Genomic DNA, 14,394 nt, shown 5'->3' with positions numbered 1-14,394 from the left:
ATGGGCCGCCGTCCGCTGGGCATGGTCGCGCGCATCGCGCTGGTGCTCATCTGCGCGGTCGTTCTCGAGCTCGTCGGCAATGTCGCGCTGCATCGCTGGCAGGAACGCGAACTGCTTCCGGTCGAACAGGTCGAGCGGATCGCGGCGCAGCTGGTCGAGGCCGAACGAACGGCGCTGGCGAATCCGGTGGACCGGCGCGAGCGTGCGATGCACCGTCTCGCCACCAGGGGCCTGTCGCTGAACTGGGTGCCGCGCAGCGTCATCACCGATTACAGCGCGTCCTTCGAGCAGCTCGGCACGATGCGCGCGCGGCTCGTCCGCGCGGCGCCGGTCCTCGCGGGGCGCGAGCTCAGGCTGACGCTGATCCCGTCGGAAGCGGCGGGCGAGCGCGACCTGATCGGGGCGCTGCAACTCGCCGACCAGAGTTATATCACCTTTCGCATCAGCCCCTATCTGGGGGCGCCGCCGTCGCCGGGGGCGGTGATCGCGATGCACCTGTTGCTGATCGCGACGGTGCTCGGTCTGGCGCTGATCATGGTGCATGCGCTGGTGCGCCCCTTGCGCAACCTTGCCGAAGCCGCCGACGCGACGGGGCAGGGCCAAGTCGGCGTGCTGGCGGTCGAGGGGCCGCCCGAGGTGCGACGCGTCGCCACCGCCTTTGCCGCGATGCAGCGCCGGCTGCTCGATGCGATGGAGGACCATACGCATGCGCTGGTCGCGGTGTCGCACGATTTGCGCACCCCGATCCAGCGGCTTCGGTTGCGCGCCTCGCTGCTCGATGACGACGAGGCACGCGACGCGATCGCCGCCGATCTCGTCGAGATGGAGCATTTCATCGAATCGACGCTCGCCTATGTCCGCAGCGGCGAGGACGAGGCGGTGCGGTTGATCGACGTCGCGGCGCTGGTGTCGACCGCCGCCGACAGCGCCGCCGACATGGGGGCCGCGATCGCCTATCGCGGCCCCGACGAACTGCTCGTCACCGGACGGCCGCTGGCGATCAAGCGGATCATCGCGAACCTGATCGACAATGCACGTCGCCATGGCGAGCGGATCGAGCTGATCCTCGCCGAGGCGGCTTCCGACCGGTTCGTCGTCGCGGTCGAGGACGACGGACCGGGCATCGCGCCAGACCAGCGCGCCGAAGCGCTGTTGCCGTTCCGGCGCCTCGACGATGCGCGGGCGCGCGACGCCGGGGGCGCCGGGCTGGGGCTGGCGTCGGCGGCTAAGGCGGCGCAGGCGATGGGCGGCGCGCTCGAACTGGGCGAGAGCGGGCTGGGCGGGCTGGCGGCGCGACTGGTGTTGCCGAAAAACCCGCCCGTGATCACTGCCTGAGGCGGAACTCCGGGCCGGCATAGGTCCGCACCGGATTGCCGCGTTCGAGACCCTGATTGCGGTCCCATGCGTCGCGCCGGGCATCGCCCGCGGCGGCTTCGCGCCGTTCGGCGAGCAGCAACACGAGCTTCAGCCGCGCGACCTTGCGGTTGGCGTGCTGCGACCTTTGCTCCTGAGATACGGCGACCAAGCCGGTCGGGCGGTGGGTCGCGCGCACCGCGCTGTCGGTCTTGTTGACATGCTGGCCGCCCGGACCGCTCGCGCGCATTGCCTGATAGTCGATGTCGGCATCGCGGATTTCGTCGGTCTCTTCGGCCAGCCCGACGGGCGCGACGCCGACGAACCAGTTCTTGCGTTTGTGCGTTGGCCGGAAGGGGCTTTGCCCGGTCCACAGGATCGTCCCCGTCCGTTGCTGCGCAAAGGATTCGGCGCCGGACCCCGACACGCGCAGCAGCAGCGAGGCCGGATCGTCGTCGGGCACCTCCAGCAGTTCGCATTCGACATCGCAGCCCCGCGCCTCGCGGATAAAGGCGCGGGCGAGGCGGACGACGACCCAGCGGCATTCGGCGGGGCGGCTTCCCGACGACAGGTGGAGGATGATCTCGGTCATGCGCGCCTCACCTTGTAGCTGATGAGCGGGCGGAGCCGCGCGACGACGCGGACGAGGCCCGCCTGTTCGAGGTCGGCGATCACGCGCGCGATATCCTTATAAGCCTGCGGCGCTTCCTCGAAGATCAATTGCCGGTCCTCGCAGATCACCCGGCTGCCGAGCGCGGTGCGTTCGAGTTCGGCGACCTTGAAGCGATCCGACAGCCGCGCGCGGGCATCGCTCCGGCTCCATTTGCGGCCCGCGCCATGCGCGATCGAGTGCAGCGCTTCGTTCGCGCGCGTGGCGAGCGGCTCAACGAGATAGCTGAAGTCGCCGCGCGAGCCGGGGATCGCGACCAGCCCGCGATCGGCGGGAGCCGCCCCCTTGCGGTGGAGCCAGCCGCCGCTCAGCGGCGTGACGCTGTTGTGGCAGATGTCGAGCCGCCGCCGCCCGCCGAGACCGAGCGCCGCGAGAAAGCGCGCGGCGATCACGTCGCGGTTGACAACCGCCCAACCCATCGCGCGATCATGTTCGGCCAGATAGGCGCGGCCATCGTCGCTGTCAGCGGCGAGGCCTGCCGTGGCCCCGCGCGCGGTCCAGGTGTCGAGGACCGCCTGACCCAGCCCGCGCGAGCCGCTGTGCACCATCATCCAGACGCGGTCGGGATGAAGGGCGAGCGCCGCCAAGCGTTCGGCATCGACCACCTCCTCGACCCGCTGCAACTCGACGAAATGATTGCCGCCGCCGATCGTGCCGAGCGAGGCGTCGGCGAGGTTGGCGGGAAGGCCCGCAGCCGCAAGCATCGCCGCCGCATCGCCATCCCACGGACCGTCGAGGCCGTGGAGCTTGCGCTCGGCGGCATCGAAGCGGAATTTGCGCAAGGTTCCGTCGGTTTGCCACAAGGCCATGCCGCAGCCGATGTCGCCGCCGACGAGGTGCGGATAGAGATGCGTCGGTGACCAATAGGCCGCGCCAACCGCAATGCCGCGTCCGGCGTGGAGGTCGGGAAGCCCGACAACCCGCGCGATGCCGGGCAGCGCGGCGGTGCGTTCGAGCTGGTCGAGCGCGACCGGGTCGAACAGGCGCGGGTCGGCGCCGACGAGGTGGATCGGGGTATCGCTCATCGTCCACCGCCTTTCGCCGCGCGGTTGCCGGGCGGCAGGCGGCGTTCCAGTTCGGCGGCGTCGCGCAGGATGCCGTCGGTCGGATCGACGAAGAAGTGCCAGTGGCGCCAGGCCCAGGTTGTCTTGCGGCCCAGGACCTGCCCGTCCGTCATCCATTCGCCGTCGCGTCCGATCGAGATGCGCGAGGCGACAAAATCGTCGAGATGTGCGCGGACGTGCATCTTCACCGTGCTGCCGGTGTCGAGCCCGGCGCAGATTTCGCTGAACACATCGTCCCAGCGGCGACCGCGCCGGCTCCGCAGGAAGCGGATCAGCGGGGCGAGATTTTCGTTGAGGTCCTTGTAGTAACGGGCCTCGGTTTTGACCTGGCGCTTGTGGCCGATGAAATGGATGCCCGGATCGCTCCTCTTGAGTTTTACGGACGGCGCATAGCGTGACGCCCGGCGCGGGCGTTCGACGATGACCTTGAACATATCAGCGCGCATGACGAAGCTCCCCCGCGAGGGAGGCAGCCGATGCGGCGCCTTCGGTAATGAAATAGTGGCTCGTGCCGGTACGGCGCGAAAGGGTCAGGCGAGCGGTGCCGCCTGCAAGCAAAGTGCCCATGTCACAGAATCCTGATGACGGTGGAAAGTTAGGATGCGGTGTGTGTGAACAGCGGTTCGCATGAGCTCTCCTTTCCGTTTCAGACTGTGGCCGGGATTTGGCTGGCGCGGCCTTTAGCTGCGCCGACGCGATTTTGCAAGGCGGCGCGAGGTCAGGCGCTACCCCTTCTGCGCCGCGGTCCAGCGCTCGATCAGTCCCGCGAGCACCTCGATCGGCATCGCCCCCGCCGACAGCGCGGTGTCGTGGAAGGCGCGAAGGTCGAATTTGGCGCCGAGCGCGGCCTTCGCCTTTTCGCGGATCGCCACCCAGCGGGTCTGGCCGACCATGTAGCTCGTCGCCTGACCGGGCCAGACGCAATAGCGCTCGATCTCGGTGATGTTCGACGGTTCGGGGGTGCCGAGCGTCTCGTTATAATATTGAATGCCCTTCTCGCGGGTCCAGCGATAATGGTGGAGCCCGGTGTCGACGACGAGCCGCGCGGCGCGGAACATGTAACTTTGCAGATATCCGAGCCGGCCCCATGGGTCGTTTTCATAGACCCCCATTTCGTCGGCGAGCTGTTCGGCATAGAGGCCCCAGCCTTCGGTATAGACCGAGTAAGCGGGCAGGCGGCGGAGGCGGGGGATGCCGGTCGCTTCCTGCGCCAGCGCGATCTGGTGGTGATGGCCCGGCGAGGCCTCGTGATAGGTCAGCGTGGGCAGCGTCCAGCTCGGGTTTTCGGCGGTATCGCGCAGGTTGATATAATAGGCCCCGGGGCGCGAGCCGTCGAGCGCGGGGACCTGATAATAGCCGCCGGTCGCGCCATCCTCGATATCGGCGGGGACGCGGCGGATCTCGGCCTTCGCCTTGGGCAGGCGGCCGAAAGCTTCGGGCAGGCGGGCCTGCATCGCCTGCATCTGGTTGTTGAGCTCGGCGATCAGCTTCGCCTTGCCTTCGTCGGTGTTGGGATAGAGGAAGCGCGGGTCCTTGCCGAGCGCGCGCATCCGTTCGGCGACGCTGCCCTTGGTCATGCCCTGCGCCTTGAAGATCGCGTCGGCCTGCGCCGACAGATCGGCGACGCGGTCGAGCCCGAGCTTGTGCACCTCCTCGGCCGACATGCCCGTCGTCGTCGCGAAACGCAGCGCATAGGCGTAATAATCCTCGCCCTGCGGCAGGCGCCAGACGCCGGCATCGTGCGTCGCCTTGGGCCGCACCGCGCGAAGTTCGGCGGCCTGACGCTGCATCGCTGGGTATATCTTGTCCTCGATCAGCGCCGCGCAGCGCGCCGCCCAGTCGCCGGGGATGTCCTTGGTCTTTGCCGCGATATTGGTGGTCAGGCCGTTGGCGTCGGGCGCGGGGGCCCAGATGCGGTCGAACTGGCCGAGGGTGCGGTCGATGACGAAGTCGGGCGGGATGATGCCATTGGCATGATCGATCTTGATCCGCCCGGTTTCGTTGTCGAGCTGGACCGCGAAGTCGGCGCAGCGCGACAAATAGGCTTCGGCGTCCGCCGCACCCGCGATGGCGTGCTGGTTGATCAGGAAGTCGGGGACGGCGCGATAGCTGCCCGAAAGCTGGGTCACCGGATGCGGTTCGGGCCAGCTGTGGAGGCCGTAGGAGAATGTGTCATAGGCCTTCACATAGCCCTCCCACGGGCCGCGGAAGGTTTCGTAATTGACGAGGTCCATGCCCGAAAGCTTTGATGCGTCGATCTTTTTGAGGTCGGCGAGGCCGTCGCGATAGAGCTGATGGTTCTTCTTGATCCCCGCAGGCGAACGGTCGTCGAGTTTGGCCTTGAGCGCCGCGCGGTCGCCCTTGTCGAGCCCGAGCGCGGCGGCGAATTCGGGACTTTCGTCGATCAGCCGGTCGTAAATGCGTTCGTAGAGCGCGGTCAGCCGGTCGCCTTCGCTGGCGGGTTCGGCGAGCATCGCGTGCGCGCGGGTCCCGGCGAGCGCCGAGGTCGCGGCGAGGGCGGCAAGGAGCGTGCGGCGGTCGAGCATGGGGAGGTCTCCGGACTAGGTGTGTTGCCCCAATCCTACACGATCGGATCAGGCGGGTCTTGTAGCCAATTGACCTCGCCGCCAGAAACCCGGGGTGGCGCCGGTGAGCCGCGCGACGGCGTGGGTCATATGCGCCTGGTCGGTGAAGTGGAGCCGATAGGCGATCGCGGTCAGCGCGTCGGGGGTGGTGCGGATCGCCGCGAGCGCGGCGCGGGCGCGGACGTCGGCGCGATACGCCTTGGGGGTGCAGCCATAGGCGGCGCGGAAGCCGCGGCTGAGGGTTTCGGCGCGCACGCCTTTGCTCTCGGCCCAGGCGGACAGGGCGAAGGGGTCGAGGCGGCGGAGGTCGCCGGCGAGCAGGTCGGGCCAGTCGAGCGCCGACGGCGGCGCGGCGACGAAATCCTCGCCGAGCGCGGCGGTGGCGGCGTCGCGGTCGCGCGCGGCGAGGCGGACGAGGCGGTCGGGGTCGCGGACATGGCCGCGGACATGCGCGGTGGCGGCAAGCGCGGGCGGCAGGTCGAGCACGAGGACGCGGGCACCGCGCGCCGCGATGCGGCCCAGATGCGATTCAAAGGCGTGATGGATCAGGACGTCGCCGGGGCCGACGTCGAAGCGGCCTTCGTCCCCCGCCTCCTGATAGCCGCCCTCGAGCACCACCGCGACGAAGGCGCGGTTGTGGCAATGGCGCATCCGCAGTTCGTGCGGGCGATGGTCGAGCAGCCCGAGCGGCGCATCGGCAAAGCGGTGCGACCCGGTCATGCGGCTATTCGCGCGCCTTCGCGGCGGCGCGGACGTCCTGGCAGCGTGTGAGCGGCATGACCAGGATGTCGTCGCCGTCGACGATCACCGCGACCCCCTCCATGCCGACGACCGAGACGCGCTTGCCGCCGGCGCGGATCAGGTTGCCGAGGCTGTCGTGGAGAAAGACGTCGCCGACGGTCGCATTGTCGGCCTCGTCGCACGCGGCGAGGGCATGGACCGCCTGCCAGCTGCCGAGGTCGGACCAGCCCATCGCGACAGGGACGACGGCGACGCGGTCGTCCTTTTCCATCACCGCATAGTCGATCGAATCCGACGGGGCGCTTTCGAACAGCAGCGCGTCGGCGTAGAGCGCGTCGCCATCGCGCATCCCGGCGGCCGCGGCCTTGTCGGCGGCCTCGAAGATCGCGCGGCAATGGGTGAGCATCGCATCGCGCATCCGCCCGGCGCGGAACAGGAAGATACCCGCGTTCCAGCTGTAGCCGCCTTCGGCGAGCATCGCCTCGGCGGTTGCGAGCGGCGGCTTCTCGACGAAGCGGTCGACCGCGAAACCATCCTCGCCGATCGGGGCGCCGCTGGCGATATAGCCGAAGCCGGTGTCGGGGCGCTCGGGGGTGATGCCGAAGGTGACGAGCCAGTCCGCCTGCGCGAGCCGTGCCGCCTTGGCGATCGCGGCGTGGAAGGCGGGGACGTCGGCGATGACATGGTCGCTGGGCATCACCAGCAGCAAGGTGTCGGCATCGGCCTGCGCGACGGCGAGGGCGATCGCGGCGGCGGTGTTGCGCGGCATCGGTTCGACGAGCAGCCTGGCCTCATGCGCCCCCATCTGGTCGCGCACCGTCGCGACATGGCCGTCGCCGCACAGGATGACCGGCGGCAGGAAATGCTCGCCGGCGGGCGTACGCGCGACGGTTTGCTGAAACAGGCTGTCGGCGCCGGTGAGCGGCAGGAACTGCTTGGCGCGATCCCCGCGCGATTCGGGCCACAGCCGCGTGCCGGCACCGCCGCACAGGATAACGGGTTGGATTTGCAGGGTCATGGAGACGGTCTAAGCCTTTCGGACGGAATGGTCATCCCTTGAATGGGTTAATGGTGCAAGGCTGGCCTTGAACCGCTTTGGATTGCCGCGTCGCTTCGCTCCTCGCAATGACGGAGCATTTGGAGGCTCGTCATTGCGAGCGAAGCGAAGCAATCCAGAGCGGTCGGCGCCAACCTGTGTGTAAAGTTAACCGACACAAAACCACAAGCGTTATCCACGGCGCGGATCAGCGGTGCTTTTTCCATGTTTTCCATTTTCCTCATTTGTTCGCTTCCCATTTTCCTCATTTGTTCGCTTCCCATTTGAGGACGGCAGCGCTCGCCAGTTTGCCTTGGTCGCGCAGCTTCGCGTAGTGTTCGACCATCTGGAATGTCTGCCCTGATATGGACGCGGTTTCAGCAATCGAGCATCCTGCTTCCAGCAGTGCGATGACGGCATTCTTGCGCAGCCCATGGGGGACCAGATCGAGGCCGAACGCGGCGCAGTGCTTCTTGAGGGCAATGCGAATGGGCTGCGGGCCGATGCTATGCCCCTCGACGGTCGTCAGGATCGTCAGTGCGCGCTTGGGGGTGTTCTCCAGTTCCGCCGCCAGTGCGCTGTGCAGCGGTATCGTCAATTCCCTGCCGGTCTTTTGCTGGCGCATATGCAGCACGCCATCGCGAATGTCTGACCAGCGCAGTTTCACGACATCGCCGATCCGCTGCGCCGTGTAGTAGAGTAAGTGGGTTGCCAGTCGCACGCGGTCAGTCTCGCTCGCGAGCGCGCCGGACAGGACGGCAGCGGGCCAAGGGCTGTGCTCCCCCATCTCCATAGCTTCAACGTCGCGCGTCGGGTCGATAGTCACCGGAACGTGGTGGCGCTGGCGTCCCCAGCGATAGACGGCGCCGACCACCGACAGGACGAGATTGGCCGCGCCGGGGCGGTCTGACATCTTGTCGAGCATCTGCGTTAAGTCACGCGGCTCGACCCTCGCAGCGGGCGCATCGCCCATTTCGTGCTCGACTTTTCGCAGGTGAATGGAGTATGTTTTGCGCGTGCTGTCGGCCAGTTTTTGGAACACCTGGCTCTTTTCGTACAGGCCGATCAACTGGCGAACCGTCATGATGGTGTTGGCGCTTTTCCGGCGCGTGCGGTGGCCTAGGAGGGCGGCGTAGACCCCGCCAAACTCGCGCGACGACGGATCGGGCAGGCGCTTGTGAACGGGCTTCCCGTCCTTTTCGGCGCCCGTGTCGAAATAGTAGTAGAAGCGCCCGCGCGCCTTGACCCGCTTCACGTAGAGGATGGTCTTATGCCGCATAGAGATTGCTCGTTGCGCGCCAGTCGCCAGCGCCAGAAAGGTCGGCCAGCATGGCGTCGATTTGCTCACGGTGCCAGTGCGGCTTGCCCCCAAGGATGACGGGCAAGGGCAGGGTGCCGCCGGAAACCTCGCGCTCGAATGCCGCCTCCGACAGCTCGCAATATGCGGCAGCCGTCTTTCGGAGCATCATTGCAGGCCAGTAGGGTGCCGTCACCTCCCCATCACCCAATCCCACAGCCGCTTGCGGGGCTGGTCCATGGGCAAGAGGGGGCCGGACGCGCGTTCCCGCTGCCATGCCGTTGACGTGCGGGGCGTCCAGTTGTTCGACCCCTTGGTTATGGCGCCTATGCCGAGCTTGCGGGTCATGCTGCACCGCCCATTTCAGCCATCGCGGCTTCATACTTGCGGCGTTGCACATTCTCGGGCTTGGCCGCTTCTGCGTCCATGCGGGCTTGCTTTCGGGTGGCGCAGAACCATTCGCGTGACCGAGCGTCACCAACTGTGGTGCGCAACACGTCGTAGCCCTCAGCGACCATTTTGCCGATCTCGCGCTGCTCCGCGCTGCTCAGTTCCCCGGCGTTCGCATAGACAACCCGCCCGCATCCGCATTTGCAGATGGCGATGACGCAGGGAAGCTTTTCACTCTCATCCATCATACTTCTCCTATTCCTTGCCGCCCCGTTTTCACCTCGGAGGGGCTGGCGTTGCGCCGAGGACGCGGTAAAACTGTGTCGGGGAGCGGGTGGGCAATCGCTGCGAGAAAGTTCGCCTTGCTGACCATGACGCACTGGGTCGCCTTCGTCGGGTCAGAGCAGCAGCGTGCCTTAAGGCGTTCCCATGCTTCCTCCCCGCGTAGGGATGAGAGTTCGGCGCGGAGGCGGGTCGCGGTGGCGAGATTCGCGGCCGCTACGTCCAGTGCTGCTCGGTGCAATTCGCGGAGGCGGGTGATTTCGTCGGCGGCTTCGTTGCACAGAATGTCAGGGACCGTTACTGTCCGCCCACCCGACATACGGCACAACGTTTGCCGCTCCCGCAGCCGCTCGATCAGCTCGCCGCTCATTGACCTGCGCCCCGCATCATGCGGCAGTTCGTGCGAACGTCCTCCGCTGCGGCGTTATCGCCATAGTCGCAGTCGCCACATTTCGCGCAAACATTGACCGTGACGCTGCAACCGCAGTCGTCATCCCGGTCGCAGCCAGCGTTGCAGCCGCCGCTTGATTGCCAATCGTGACCATACTCCGCGCACGCCCCCTGTCGGATCGCGCGTTTGAGCGTTTCGACGCGAGCTTCCGCATCGGCGAGTTCGGCAACGAGGCTCATTGACCTGCGCCCTTCTCTTTGTCGGCCCGACTACGGTATGACCAGTCTCGCGGGGGTTTGCCCTCCTCCCACCCGCAGCAATCGCATTCGAGCGAGTAGATGCGACCAGCGGCACAGTTGGGGCAGTCGATGTAGTCCTGCCCCGGATCGTCAGGATGACAGCTATCGTTCTTGACGCTCACTTCCCCTCTCCATCATCGGGAGAGAGGGCGGCGTTGCGTTGACCGCGCAGAAACTGGATGAATTTGACGAACTCGTCGCTTTCATCGGGGGTAAGAAGATCGCGGAGAATTCCGCTGCCAACTGCCCGTGTGAGGCGTTCGTTCTCAACCTTAAGTCGCTCGATTTCCTCCCTCAACGCCCCCGTATCGTTGGCGGCATCGAACTCCTGCCCGAGGCGCTGTAGCTGATCCATCGGGGCCTCGTTGGCGAGGGGGCTGATATCCGATAGGGCGGCGCGGATGGCTTCGCCCACGGCGGCAACGTCGTCATCGCTCACAAGGGCCACAGCGTCCGCTAGGTCACTGTTCACGGCGGCGATTGCCTCCCGCACCGTGTCAGCCTTTAGCAGTTCAAGCGCCCACTCGCGGAACTCCCGGTGGTAGCGAGCGGCATACCCAGTAAAGATAAGTTCCTCGTCGGTCGCGTCGCCCTTGAGTTTGTACGGATAGTCGCGCTCCTGTTCGAACCGCTCCCGCATAGCGGGGTCGCGCCACAACCGGTCAACAGCGACTGTGCGGCTGATCCGAACCGTTACAGTTCCCGGCGCGCTCAGCGTCTCTTTGACCAGCGCCTCCCGCAATCCATCCTGCTTCACCATCCTCATTCTCCTATTCCTTGCACAGCGCCGGCCATTTGCGCATCGGCATGTTCGTCATCATGCTCTGGCGTCCAGCCTTCGACGCTGACCTGTCGGGCGCGTTCGGCAGCAATGTCCCTCAACGCCCCCGTATCGTTGGCGGCATCGAACTCCTGCCCGAGGCGCTGTAGCTGATCCATCGGGGCCTCGTTGGCGAGGGGGCTGATATCCGATAGGGCGGCGCGGCGCTTAAGTTCAGCGCGAACCCCGGCCCACATGCGTTTGAAGCCATCGCGGAACGTCCAGTTGACGTCGTTCGCGGTCAGGTCCAAGCCGTCAATGCCGGTCGTACCCTTGCCGTAATGCGCCACCAGTGCAGCTTCGATCAGCCCATCGTCGAGACGGGGCAGCGCCTCCCGCAATCCATCCTGACGAGCTGTCTCGTTGGTGGTGCGGTGGCGGGCGAAGGCTGTGGCAAGTCGCTCGACGTCGCGGTGCTGAGAAACGTTGCCCCAATAGAGCAAATCCTTCTCGTCGTCGTAGCCGTAATACTTGCAAGCGGCTTCGCGATCCGCCTGCGTCACCTCGATCGGCGCTGTCTCGGGGGTGGTCATGATATTTCTCCTGAAATCGTTTGGGCGGATCGCTTCGCGACCGGGCCACTATCCTTCGGACCAAGCCCCGCTGGGTCTTGGCGCTTCGCGTCAGTGTCCACTTGCGCGGTCATGCGGCTTGCTCGGCTTCTTGGCGAAGGGTCGCCCCGTCCACGCCAAGGCGGCGCGACAGCGTTTCCGTCACCCAGTCGATGAATTGCGAGCGCTCGTTTTCCGGCATCGCGGCGAAGCTGATGCTGTCATAATCCCAGTCGATCACCTCGCCGGTCTTGTGGCTGCGGATCGGTACGGCGAGGCCGTACTCGCGCTTGAGCCAGCGGTGCAGCGCCTTGGTCGTCATCGGGCCGTCAAAGGCATCAGCCAGGTTGTCCAGCGTCAGCTGCAACATGACCCAATACCACGCCATGCGCCTTGTGTTGCCAACTGTGCGCTTAATCTCGACGCGGACAGTGCTGTTCGCCGGGATGGCCTTGAGTGCGTCCGTAGCCGCCCCGGTGATGGGGCGCAGCGTGCCGAGCGTGGCGCGGAAAAGGAGGGGCTCGGTCTCAGCCATCACGCGGGCCCCACATAGGCAAGGCCGAATTGCGCCATCACCTTCACGCCCTCGTCGAATTGCTCGCGTGTGAAGTACGGACCGCCGCAGCAATCGGGATCGCCGCACGAATTGTCGGTCTCAAAGCCGACAACATCGTCAATGGCAAACGCCAGCCTTTGGAGTTCGGACAGATTGATGTTCATGGCAAAATCCCCAAGGCGACGCTTTCTTCTTCCTCGGCCAACCCGACCGCCAGAAGGTCCACGCCCCATTCCTGATAGAAACCGCGGTGACCAAGGCGCTCGACTGAAAACTCGCCGTGGTCGTGAAAATGCAGGTGCGGTGCCAGCCCGACGACGACGCGGTGCGAGCGGGCTACGCGGCCCATGCGATCAGCATATCCCGTAGGATGATGGATGGTGGCCGGTCCGCCAGTCACGACGCATCCCTTGGCGGCAACGCGGTCCCAGTGGCGACGCTCTGCCGCCGTGGGGTCCGCGCCAGCCTTGGGGCGCATCCGCTTGTGGTTGACCGGCGCGCCCATCTTACCAAGGCACGTCGTCGTTGAGGTCGTGGTCGGTGCCGACGCCATTCTGATTGGCCTGGCGGTTGTCGCTTCCGCCGGTCTGGCGCGAGCCTTGCAGCCTGATCCGGTCGGCGCGGATTTGCAGATAAGTCTTGCCGTCATGCTCGCGGGTCGAAAGCTCGCCAGTCACGGCGAGAGGTGTTCCCTTGAGGATATGACGGGCGAGACTGTCCGAACCCTTGCCCCATTTGGTCACGTCGAACCAAACGGTCTGTTCGCGCTCGCCGAAGCCAGCGGTTCCGGCGATGGAGAAGGCGCAGAAGCTGTCGCCGCCTTGCGTTGTTTTGGCCTCGGCATCCTTGCCCGCGTTACCCGCGACGGTCACTGTAATCATGCTGCTTTTTTCCTTTCGTGGTAGGTGACACCGGGAACGGGCGCGCGGGTGCCGCGAGCGTCGCGATCGGCGAGCGTCTGGATCAGGTCCGCAAACTCGTCTGGCTGCGCTTTCAGGTAGTGGCGAAGCGCCGCTCCCCGGTCGGTGATTTCGGCCTCCCAATGGGTGCGCAGGCCGGTGGGAGCGCGGTCGATGCGATTGGCGACCGCTGTCAGCTTTTTCGCCTGCTCCAGTTCCTGTTCGGCCTGAAACTTGGCCTCAAGGTCTTCGGACTGGCGTAGAGCCTCTTGCGCAGCCTTCTGCTTGGCCTCCGCTTCCTCTCGGGCCTTGCGTGCCGCCTCGTCGGCGATGCGCTGCTTTTCGATCCTGTAGGGCGTCAGGGCCTCTTTGCAGGCGTCGGCGCCCCGGTCGGCCTTGGCGACAATCGGCTTCCACTTTTCCTGCACGGCCTTGCCTGCGTCGTCGTGCGGCTTCTTTTCGGCGGCGCGCGCTTTGTCGGCGTCTTTCGCGGCCTTGCGGAAGTCGTCGAGCAGGGCGTCTATGGCCGCTTCCTTCTCGTCGCTATCCACCGCGCCCCCTGAGAGCGTGTCGGACAGCAGAGCGAACAGGTCGTCGATGTGCAGCCCGAAGAACGCGTCCGGCGGCGGCGCGTTGTGGCCGATCTCAATAGGGGATTTCGTCATCGAGAAGCTCCTTCCCAAAGTCCTTGGCCTGCTCGTTGGTGGAGGCCTTCGCCTTGTCAGCGATGGTCAGGTCGAGCCGCTTGATCGCTGCGGCATATTGGGCTTGATCGAGGTCGCGCAGGTCGGCGACTTTATACGCCTCTTGCAGCTTTTCAGCGGTGACGCCTGCGGCCTTCATCTTGCCGGTGAGGCGGTTGTATTCATCGTCTGGCATCCCTTTGGGCGCAGCATTGGTGGCCGAACCCTGAGGCGCATGGTCGATGAAGCCGCCGTCCGGCACTTCCTCTGCGGGCGTCGTCGAAAGGTCGGCGTCGATCATCACGACAACGTGGGCGAAGGCCGAGCGGCAAGCTCGACTGATCGCGCGGGTCTGCGCCATCGCGCGGATCGCGTAGTCAGCCCGCTTCGGCAGCACCTTCTTCTTGCCGTAGGAGACGGTTTCCCCGCCATACCAAGTCGGCTCATCCTCGCCGACAAAGCCCTCTGCCGTGGAGATGATCCGACCATCATCCATCCGGCGGACCTCGCCGATAGCGCGCACTCCGCCGTCGATCTTCTCGACATCCCGCGCGCCAGCCGCGCAGCCGTGGGCAATGGCGATGGCCTGCCACCCCTCTACAGAAACGAACTTGCGCCCCTGGATGGGTTTGGCCGTCTGCATGACGATGTCGCGGCAAAGGCCAGCGGCATCGGTTGACTGGCGATATTCAGCGCCATTGTTGGAGATGGGAACGAGAGCGTTCATTGGGAAATTCCTTCCGCTAGTGGATTGATGCGCGAAGCGGCGAGACGGCG

The 14,394-nt window shown here is 66.0% G+C and carries 19 protein-coding genes; 1 reads left to right on the top strand and 18 read right to left on the bottom strand.

Features of this window, described 5'->3' with window-relative positions:
* Positions 1-1,335 carry an ATP-binding protein gene (locus tag AC3WS4_RS15495; RefSeq protein ID WP_492739772.1) on the top strand — a complete coding sequence of 445 codons (1,335 nt, stop codon included), beginning with the start codon at positions 1-3 and terminating at the stop codon, positions 1,333-1,335.
* Here the strand turns inward: AC3WS4_RS15495 and prfH are convergent.
* The 18 genes from prfH to AC3WS4_RS15405 all read right to left on the bottom strand — a co-directional run bounded on the left by prfH (position 1,325) and on the right by AC3WS4_RS15405 (position 14,344).
* Positions 1,325-1,945 (bottom strand): peptide chain release factor H, encoded by a 621-nt coding sequence (prfH, locus tag AC3WS4_RS15490; protein WP_492739360.1) that lies wholly within the window; start codon positions 1,943-1,945, stop codon positions 1,325-1,327. The genes AC3WS4_RS15495 and prfH overlap by 11 nt on opposite strands.
* Positions 1,942-3,048, bottom strand: a complete 1,107-nt coding sequence (locus AC3WS4_RS15485; protein ID WP_492739362.1) for an RNA ligase RtcB family protein — start codon at positions 3,046-3,048, stop codon at positions 1,942-1,944. Before AC3WS4_RS15485 ends, prfH begins: the two co-directional genes overlap by 4 nt.
* Positions 3,045-3,533 carry a hypothetical protein gene (locus AC3WS4_RS15480; RefSeq protein WP_492739363.1) on the bottom strand — a complete coding sequence of 163 codons (489 nt, stop codon included), beginning with the start codon at positions 3,531-3,533 and terminating at the stop codon, positions 3,045-3,047. The genes AC3WS4_RS15485 and AC3WS4_RS15480 overlap by 4 nt, the downstream gene beginning before the upstream one ends.
* Before the next feature lie 279 nt (positions 3,534-3,812).
* Positions 3,813-5,633, bottom strand: a complete 1,821-nt coding sequence (locus tag AC3WS4_RS15475; RefSeq protein ID WP_492739365.1) for a DUF885 domain-containing protein — start codon at positions 5,631-5,633, stop codon at positions 3,813-3,815.
* 48 nt (positions 5,634-5,681) lie between these two features.
* Positions 5,682-6,392, bottom strand: a complete 711-nt coding sequence (locus tag AC3WS4_RS15470) for a helix-turn-helix domain-containing protein (protein ID WP_492739367.1) — start codon at positions 6,390-6,392, stop codon at positions 5,682-5,684.
* Positions 6,393-6,396: 4 nt separating this feature from the next.
* Positions 6,397-7,431, bottom strand: a complete 1,035-nt coding sequence (locus AC3WS4_RS15465; RefSeq protein ID WP_492739369.1) for a mannose-1-phosphate guanylyltransferase — start codon at positions 7,429-7,431, stop codon at positions 6,397-6,399.
* 283 nt (positions 7,432-7,714) lie between these two features.
* Positions 7,715-8,728, bottom strand: a complete 1,014-nt coding sequence (locus AC3WS4_RS15460; protein WP_492739370.1) for a site-specific integrase — start codon at positions 8,726-8,728, stop codon at positions 7,715-7,717.
* A complete protein-coding gene (locus AC3WS4_RS15455; RefSeq protein WP_492742874.1) occupies positions 8,718-8,957 on the bottom strand; it encodes a hypothetical protein in 240 nt (79 codons plus the stop codon). Before AC3WS4_RS15455 ends, AC3WS4_RS15460 begins: the two co-directional genes overlap by 11 nt.
* A gap of 133 nt (positions 8,958-9,090) precedes the next feature.
* Complete coding sequence (locus tag AC3WS4_RS15450; RefSeq protein WP_492742872.1) at positions 9,091-9,381, bottom strand: hypothetical protein; 291 nt, start codon at positions 9,379-9,381, stop codon at positions 9,091-9,093.
* A gap of 403 nt (positions 9,382-9,784) precedes the next feature.
* Entirely contained in the window at positions 9,785-10,048 is a 264-nt protein-coding gene (locus AC3WS4_RS15445; RefSeq protein ID WP_492739375.1) for a hypothetical protein, read from the bottom strand.
* 178 nt (positions 10,049-10,226) lie between these two features.
* On the bottom strand, positions 10,227-10,874 hold the full coding sequence (locus AC3WS4_RS15440) for a hypothetical protein (RefSeq protein WP_492739377.1): 648 nt from the start codon (positions 10,872-10,874) through the stop codon (positions 10,227-10,229).
* Positions 10,871-11,461, bottom strand: coding sequence for a hypothetical protein (locus AC3WS4_RS15435; protein WP_492739379.1), 591 nt, complete (start codon positions 11,459-11,461; stop codon positions 10,871-10,873). The genes AC3WS4_RS15440 and AC3WS4_RS15435 overlap by 4 nt, the downstream gene beginning before the upstream one ends.
* Positions 11,462-11,570: 109 nt before the next feature.
* Entirely contained in the window at positions 11,571-12,014 is a 444-nt protein-coding gene (locus AC3WS4_RS15430) for a hypothetical protein (RefSeq protein WP_492739380.1), read from the bottom strand.
* Entirely contained in the window at positions 12,014-12,199 is a 186-nt protein-coding gene (locus AC3WS4_RS15425) for a hypothetical protein (protein WP_492739381.1), read from the bottom strand. Before AC3WS4_RS15425 ends, AC3WS4_RS15430 begins: the two co-directional genes overlap by 1 nt.
* Positions 12,196-12,540, bottom strand: coding sequence for a hypothetical protein (locus AC3WS4_RS15420; RefSeq protein WP_492742870.1), 345 nt, complete (start codon positions 12,538-12,540; stop codon positions 12,196-12,198). The genes AC3WS4_RS15425 and AC3WS4_RS15420 overlap by 4 nt, the downstream gene beginning before the upstream one ends.
* A gap of 1 nt (position 12,541) precedes the next feature.
* Positions 12,542-12,916 (bottom strand): single-stranded DNA-binding protein, encoded by a 375-nt coding sequence (locus AC3WS4_RS15415; protein ID WP_492739384.1) that lies wholly within the window; start codon positions 12,914-12,916, stop codon positions 12,542-12,544.
* Positions 12,913-13,599, bottom strand: a complete 687-nt coding sequence (locus AC3WS4_RS15410; protein WP_492739385.1) for a hypothetical protein — start codon at positions 13,597-13,599, stop codon at positions 12,913-12,915. Before AC3WS4_RS15410 ends, AC3WS4_RS15415 begins: the two co-directional genes overlap by 4 nt.
* Entirely contained in the window at positions 13,580-14,344 is a 765-nt protein-coding gene (locus tag AC3WS4_RS15405) for a hypothetical protein (protein WP_492739387.1), read from the bottom strand. Before AC3WS4_RS15405 ends, AC3WS4_RS15410 begins: the two co-directional genes overlap by 20 nt.
* Positions 14,345-14,394: the final 50 nt, after the last annotated feature.

It is taken from the genome of Sphingopyxis sp. EU05-FHT14B03, from assembly GCF_058790875.1.
Note: the sequence above shows the minus strand (reverse complement) of the source record. Positions and strands in the feature narration are given on the sequence as shown.

Bases quoted from the DNA above. Each gene is read 5' to 3' on its own strand.
- AC3WS4_RS15495 (WP_492739772.1), top strand. From the start codon at position 1: ATGGGCCGCCGTCCGCTGGGCATGGTCGCGCGCATCGCGCTGGTGCTC.
- prfH (WP_492739360.1), bottom strand. From the start codon at position 1,945: ATGACCGAGATCATCCTCCACCTGTCGTCGGGAAGCCGCCCCGCCGAA.
- AC3WS4_RS15485 (WP_492739362.1), bottom strand. From the start codon at position 3,048: ATGAGCGATACCCCGATCCACCTCGTCGGCGCCGACCCGCGCCTGTTC.
- AC3WS4_RS15480 (WP_492739363.1), bottom strand. From the start codon at position 3,533: ATGCGCGCTGATATGTTCAAGGTCATCGTCGAACGCCCGCGCCGGGCG.
- AC3WS4_RS15475 (WP_492739365.1), bottom strand. From the start codon at position 5,633: ATGCTCGACCGCCGCACGCTCCTTGCCGCCCTCGCCGCGACCTCGGCG.
- AC3WS4_RS15470 (WP_492739367.1), bottom strand. From the start codon at position 6,392: ATGACCGGGTCGCACCGCTTTGCCGATGCGCCGCTCGGGCTGCTCGAC.
- AC3WS4_RS15465 (WP_492739369.1), bottom strand. From the start codon at position 7,431: ATGACCCTGCAAATCCAACCCGTTATCCTGTGCGGCGGTGCCGGCACG.
- AC3WS4_RS15460 (WP_492739370.1), bottom strand. From the start codon at position 8,728: ATGCGGCATAAGACCATCCTCTACGTGAAGCGGGTCAAGGCGCGCGGG.
- AC3WS4_RS15450 (WP_492742872.1), bottom strand. From the start codon at position 9,381: ATGGATGAGAGTGAAAAGCTTCCCTGCGTCATCGCCATCTGCAAATGC.
- AC3WS4_RS15445 (WP_492739375.1), bottom strand. From the start codon at position 10,048: ATGAGCCTCGTTGCCGAACTCGCCGATGCGGAAGCTCGCGTCGAAACG.
- AC3WS4_RS15440 (WP_492739377.1), bottom strand. From the start codon at position 10,874: ATGAGGATGGTGAAGCAGGATGGATTGCGGGAGGCGCTGGTCAAAGAG.
- AC3WS4_RS15435 (WP_492739379.1), bottom strand. From the start codon at position 11,461: ATGACCACCCCCGAGACAGCGCCGATCGAGGTGACGCAGGCGGATCGC.
- AC3WS4_RS15430 (WP_492739380.1), bottom strand. From the start codon at position 12,014: ATGGCTGAGACCGAGCCCCTCCTTTTCCGCGCCACGCTCGGCACGCTG.
- AC3WS4_RS15425 (WP_492739381.1), bottom strand. From the start codon at position 12,199: ATGAACATCAATCTGTCCGAACTCCAAAGGCTGGCGTTTGCCATTGAC.
- AC3WS4_RS15420 (WP_492742870.1), bottom strand. From the start codon at position 12,540: ATGGGCGCGCCGGTCAACCACAAGCGGATGCGCCCCAAGGCTGGCGCG.
- AC3WS4_RS15415 (WP_492739384.1), bottom strand. From the start codon at position 12,916: ATGATTACAGTGACCGTCGCGGGTAACGCGGGCAAGGATGCCGAGGCC.
- AC3WS4_RS15410 (WP_492739385.1), bottom strand. From the start codon at position 13,599: ATGACGAAATCCCCTATTGAGATCGGCCACAACGCGCCGCCGCCGGAC.
- AC3WS4_RS15405 (WP_492739387.1), bottom strand. From the start codon at position 14,344: ATGAACGCTCTCGTTCCCATCTCCAACAATGGCGCTGAATATCGCCAG.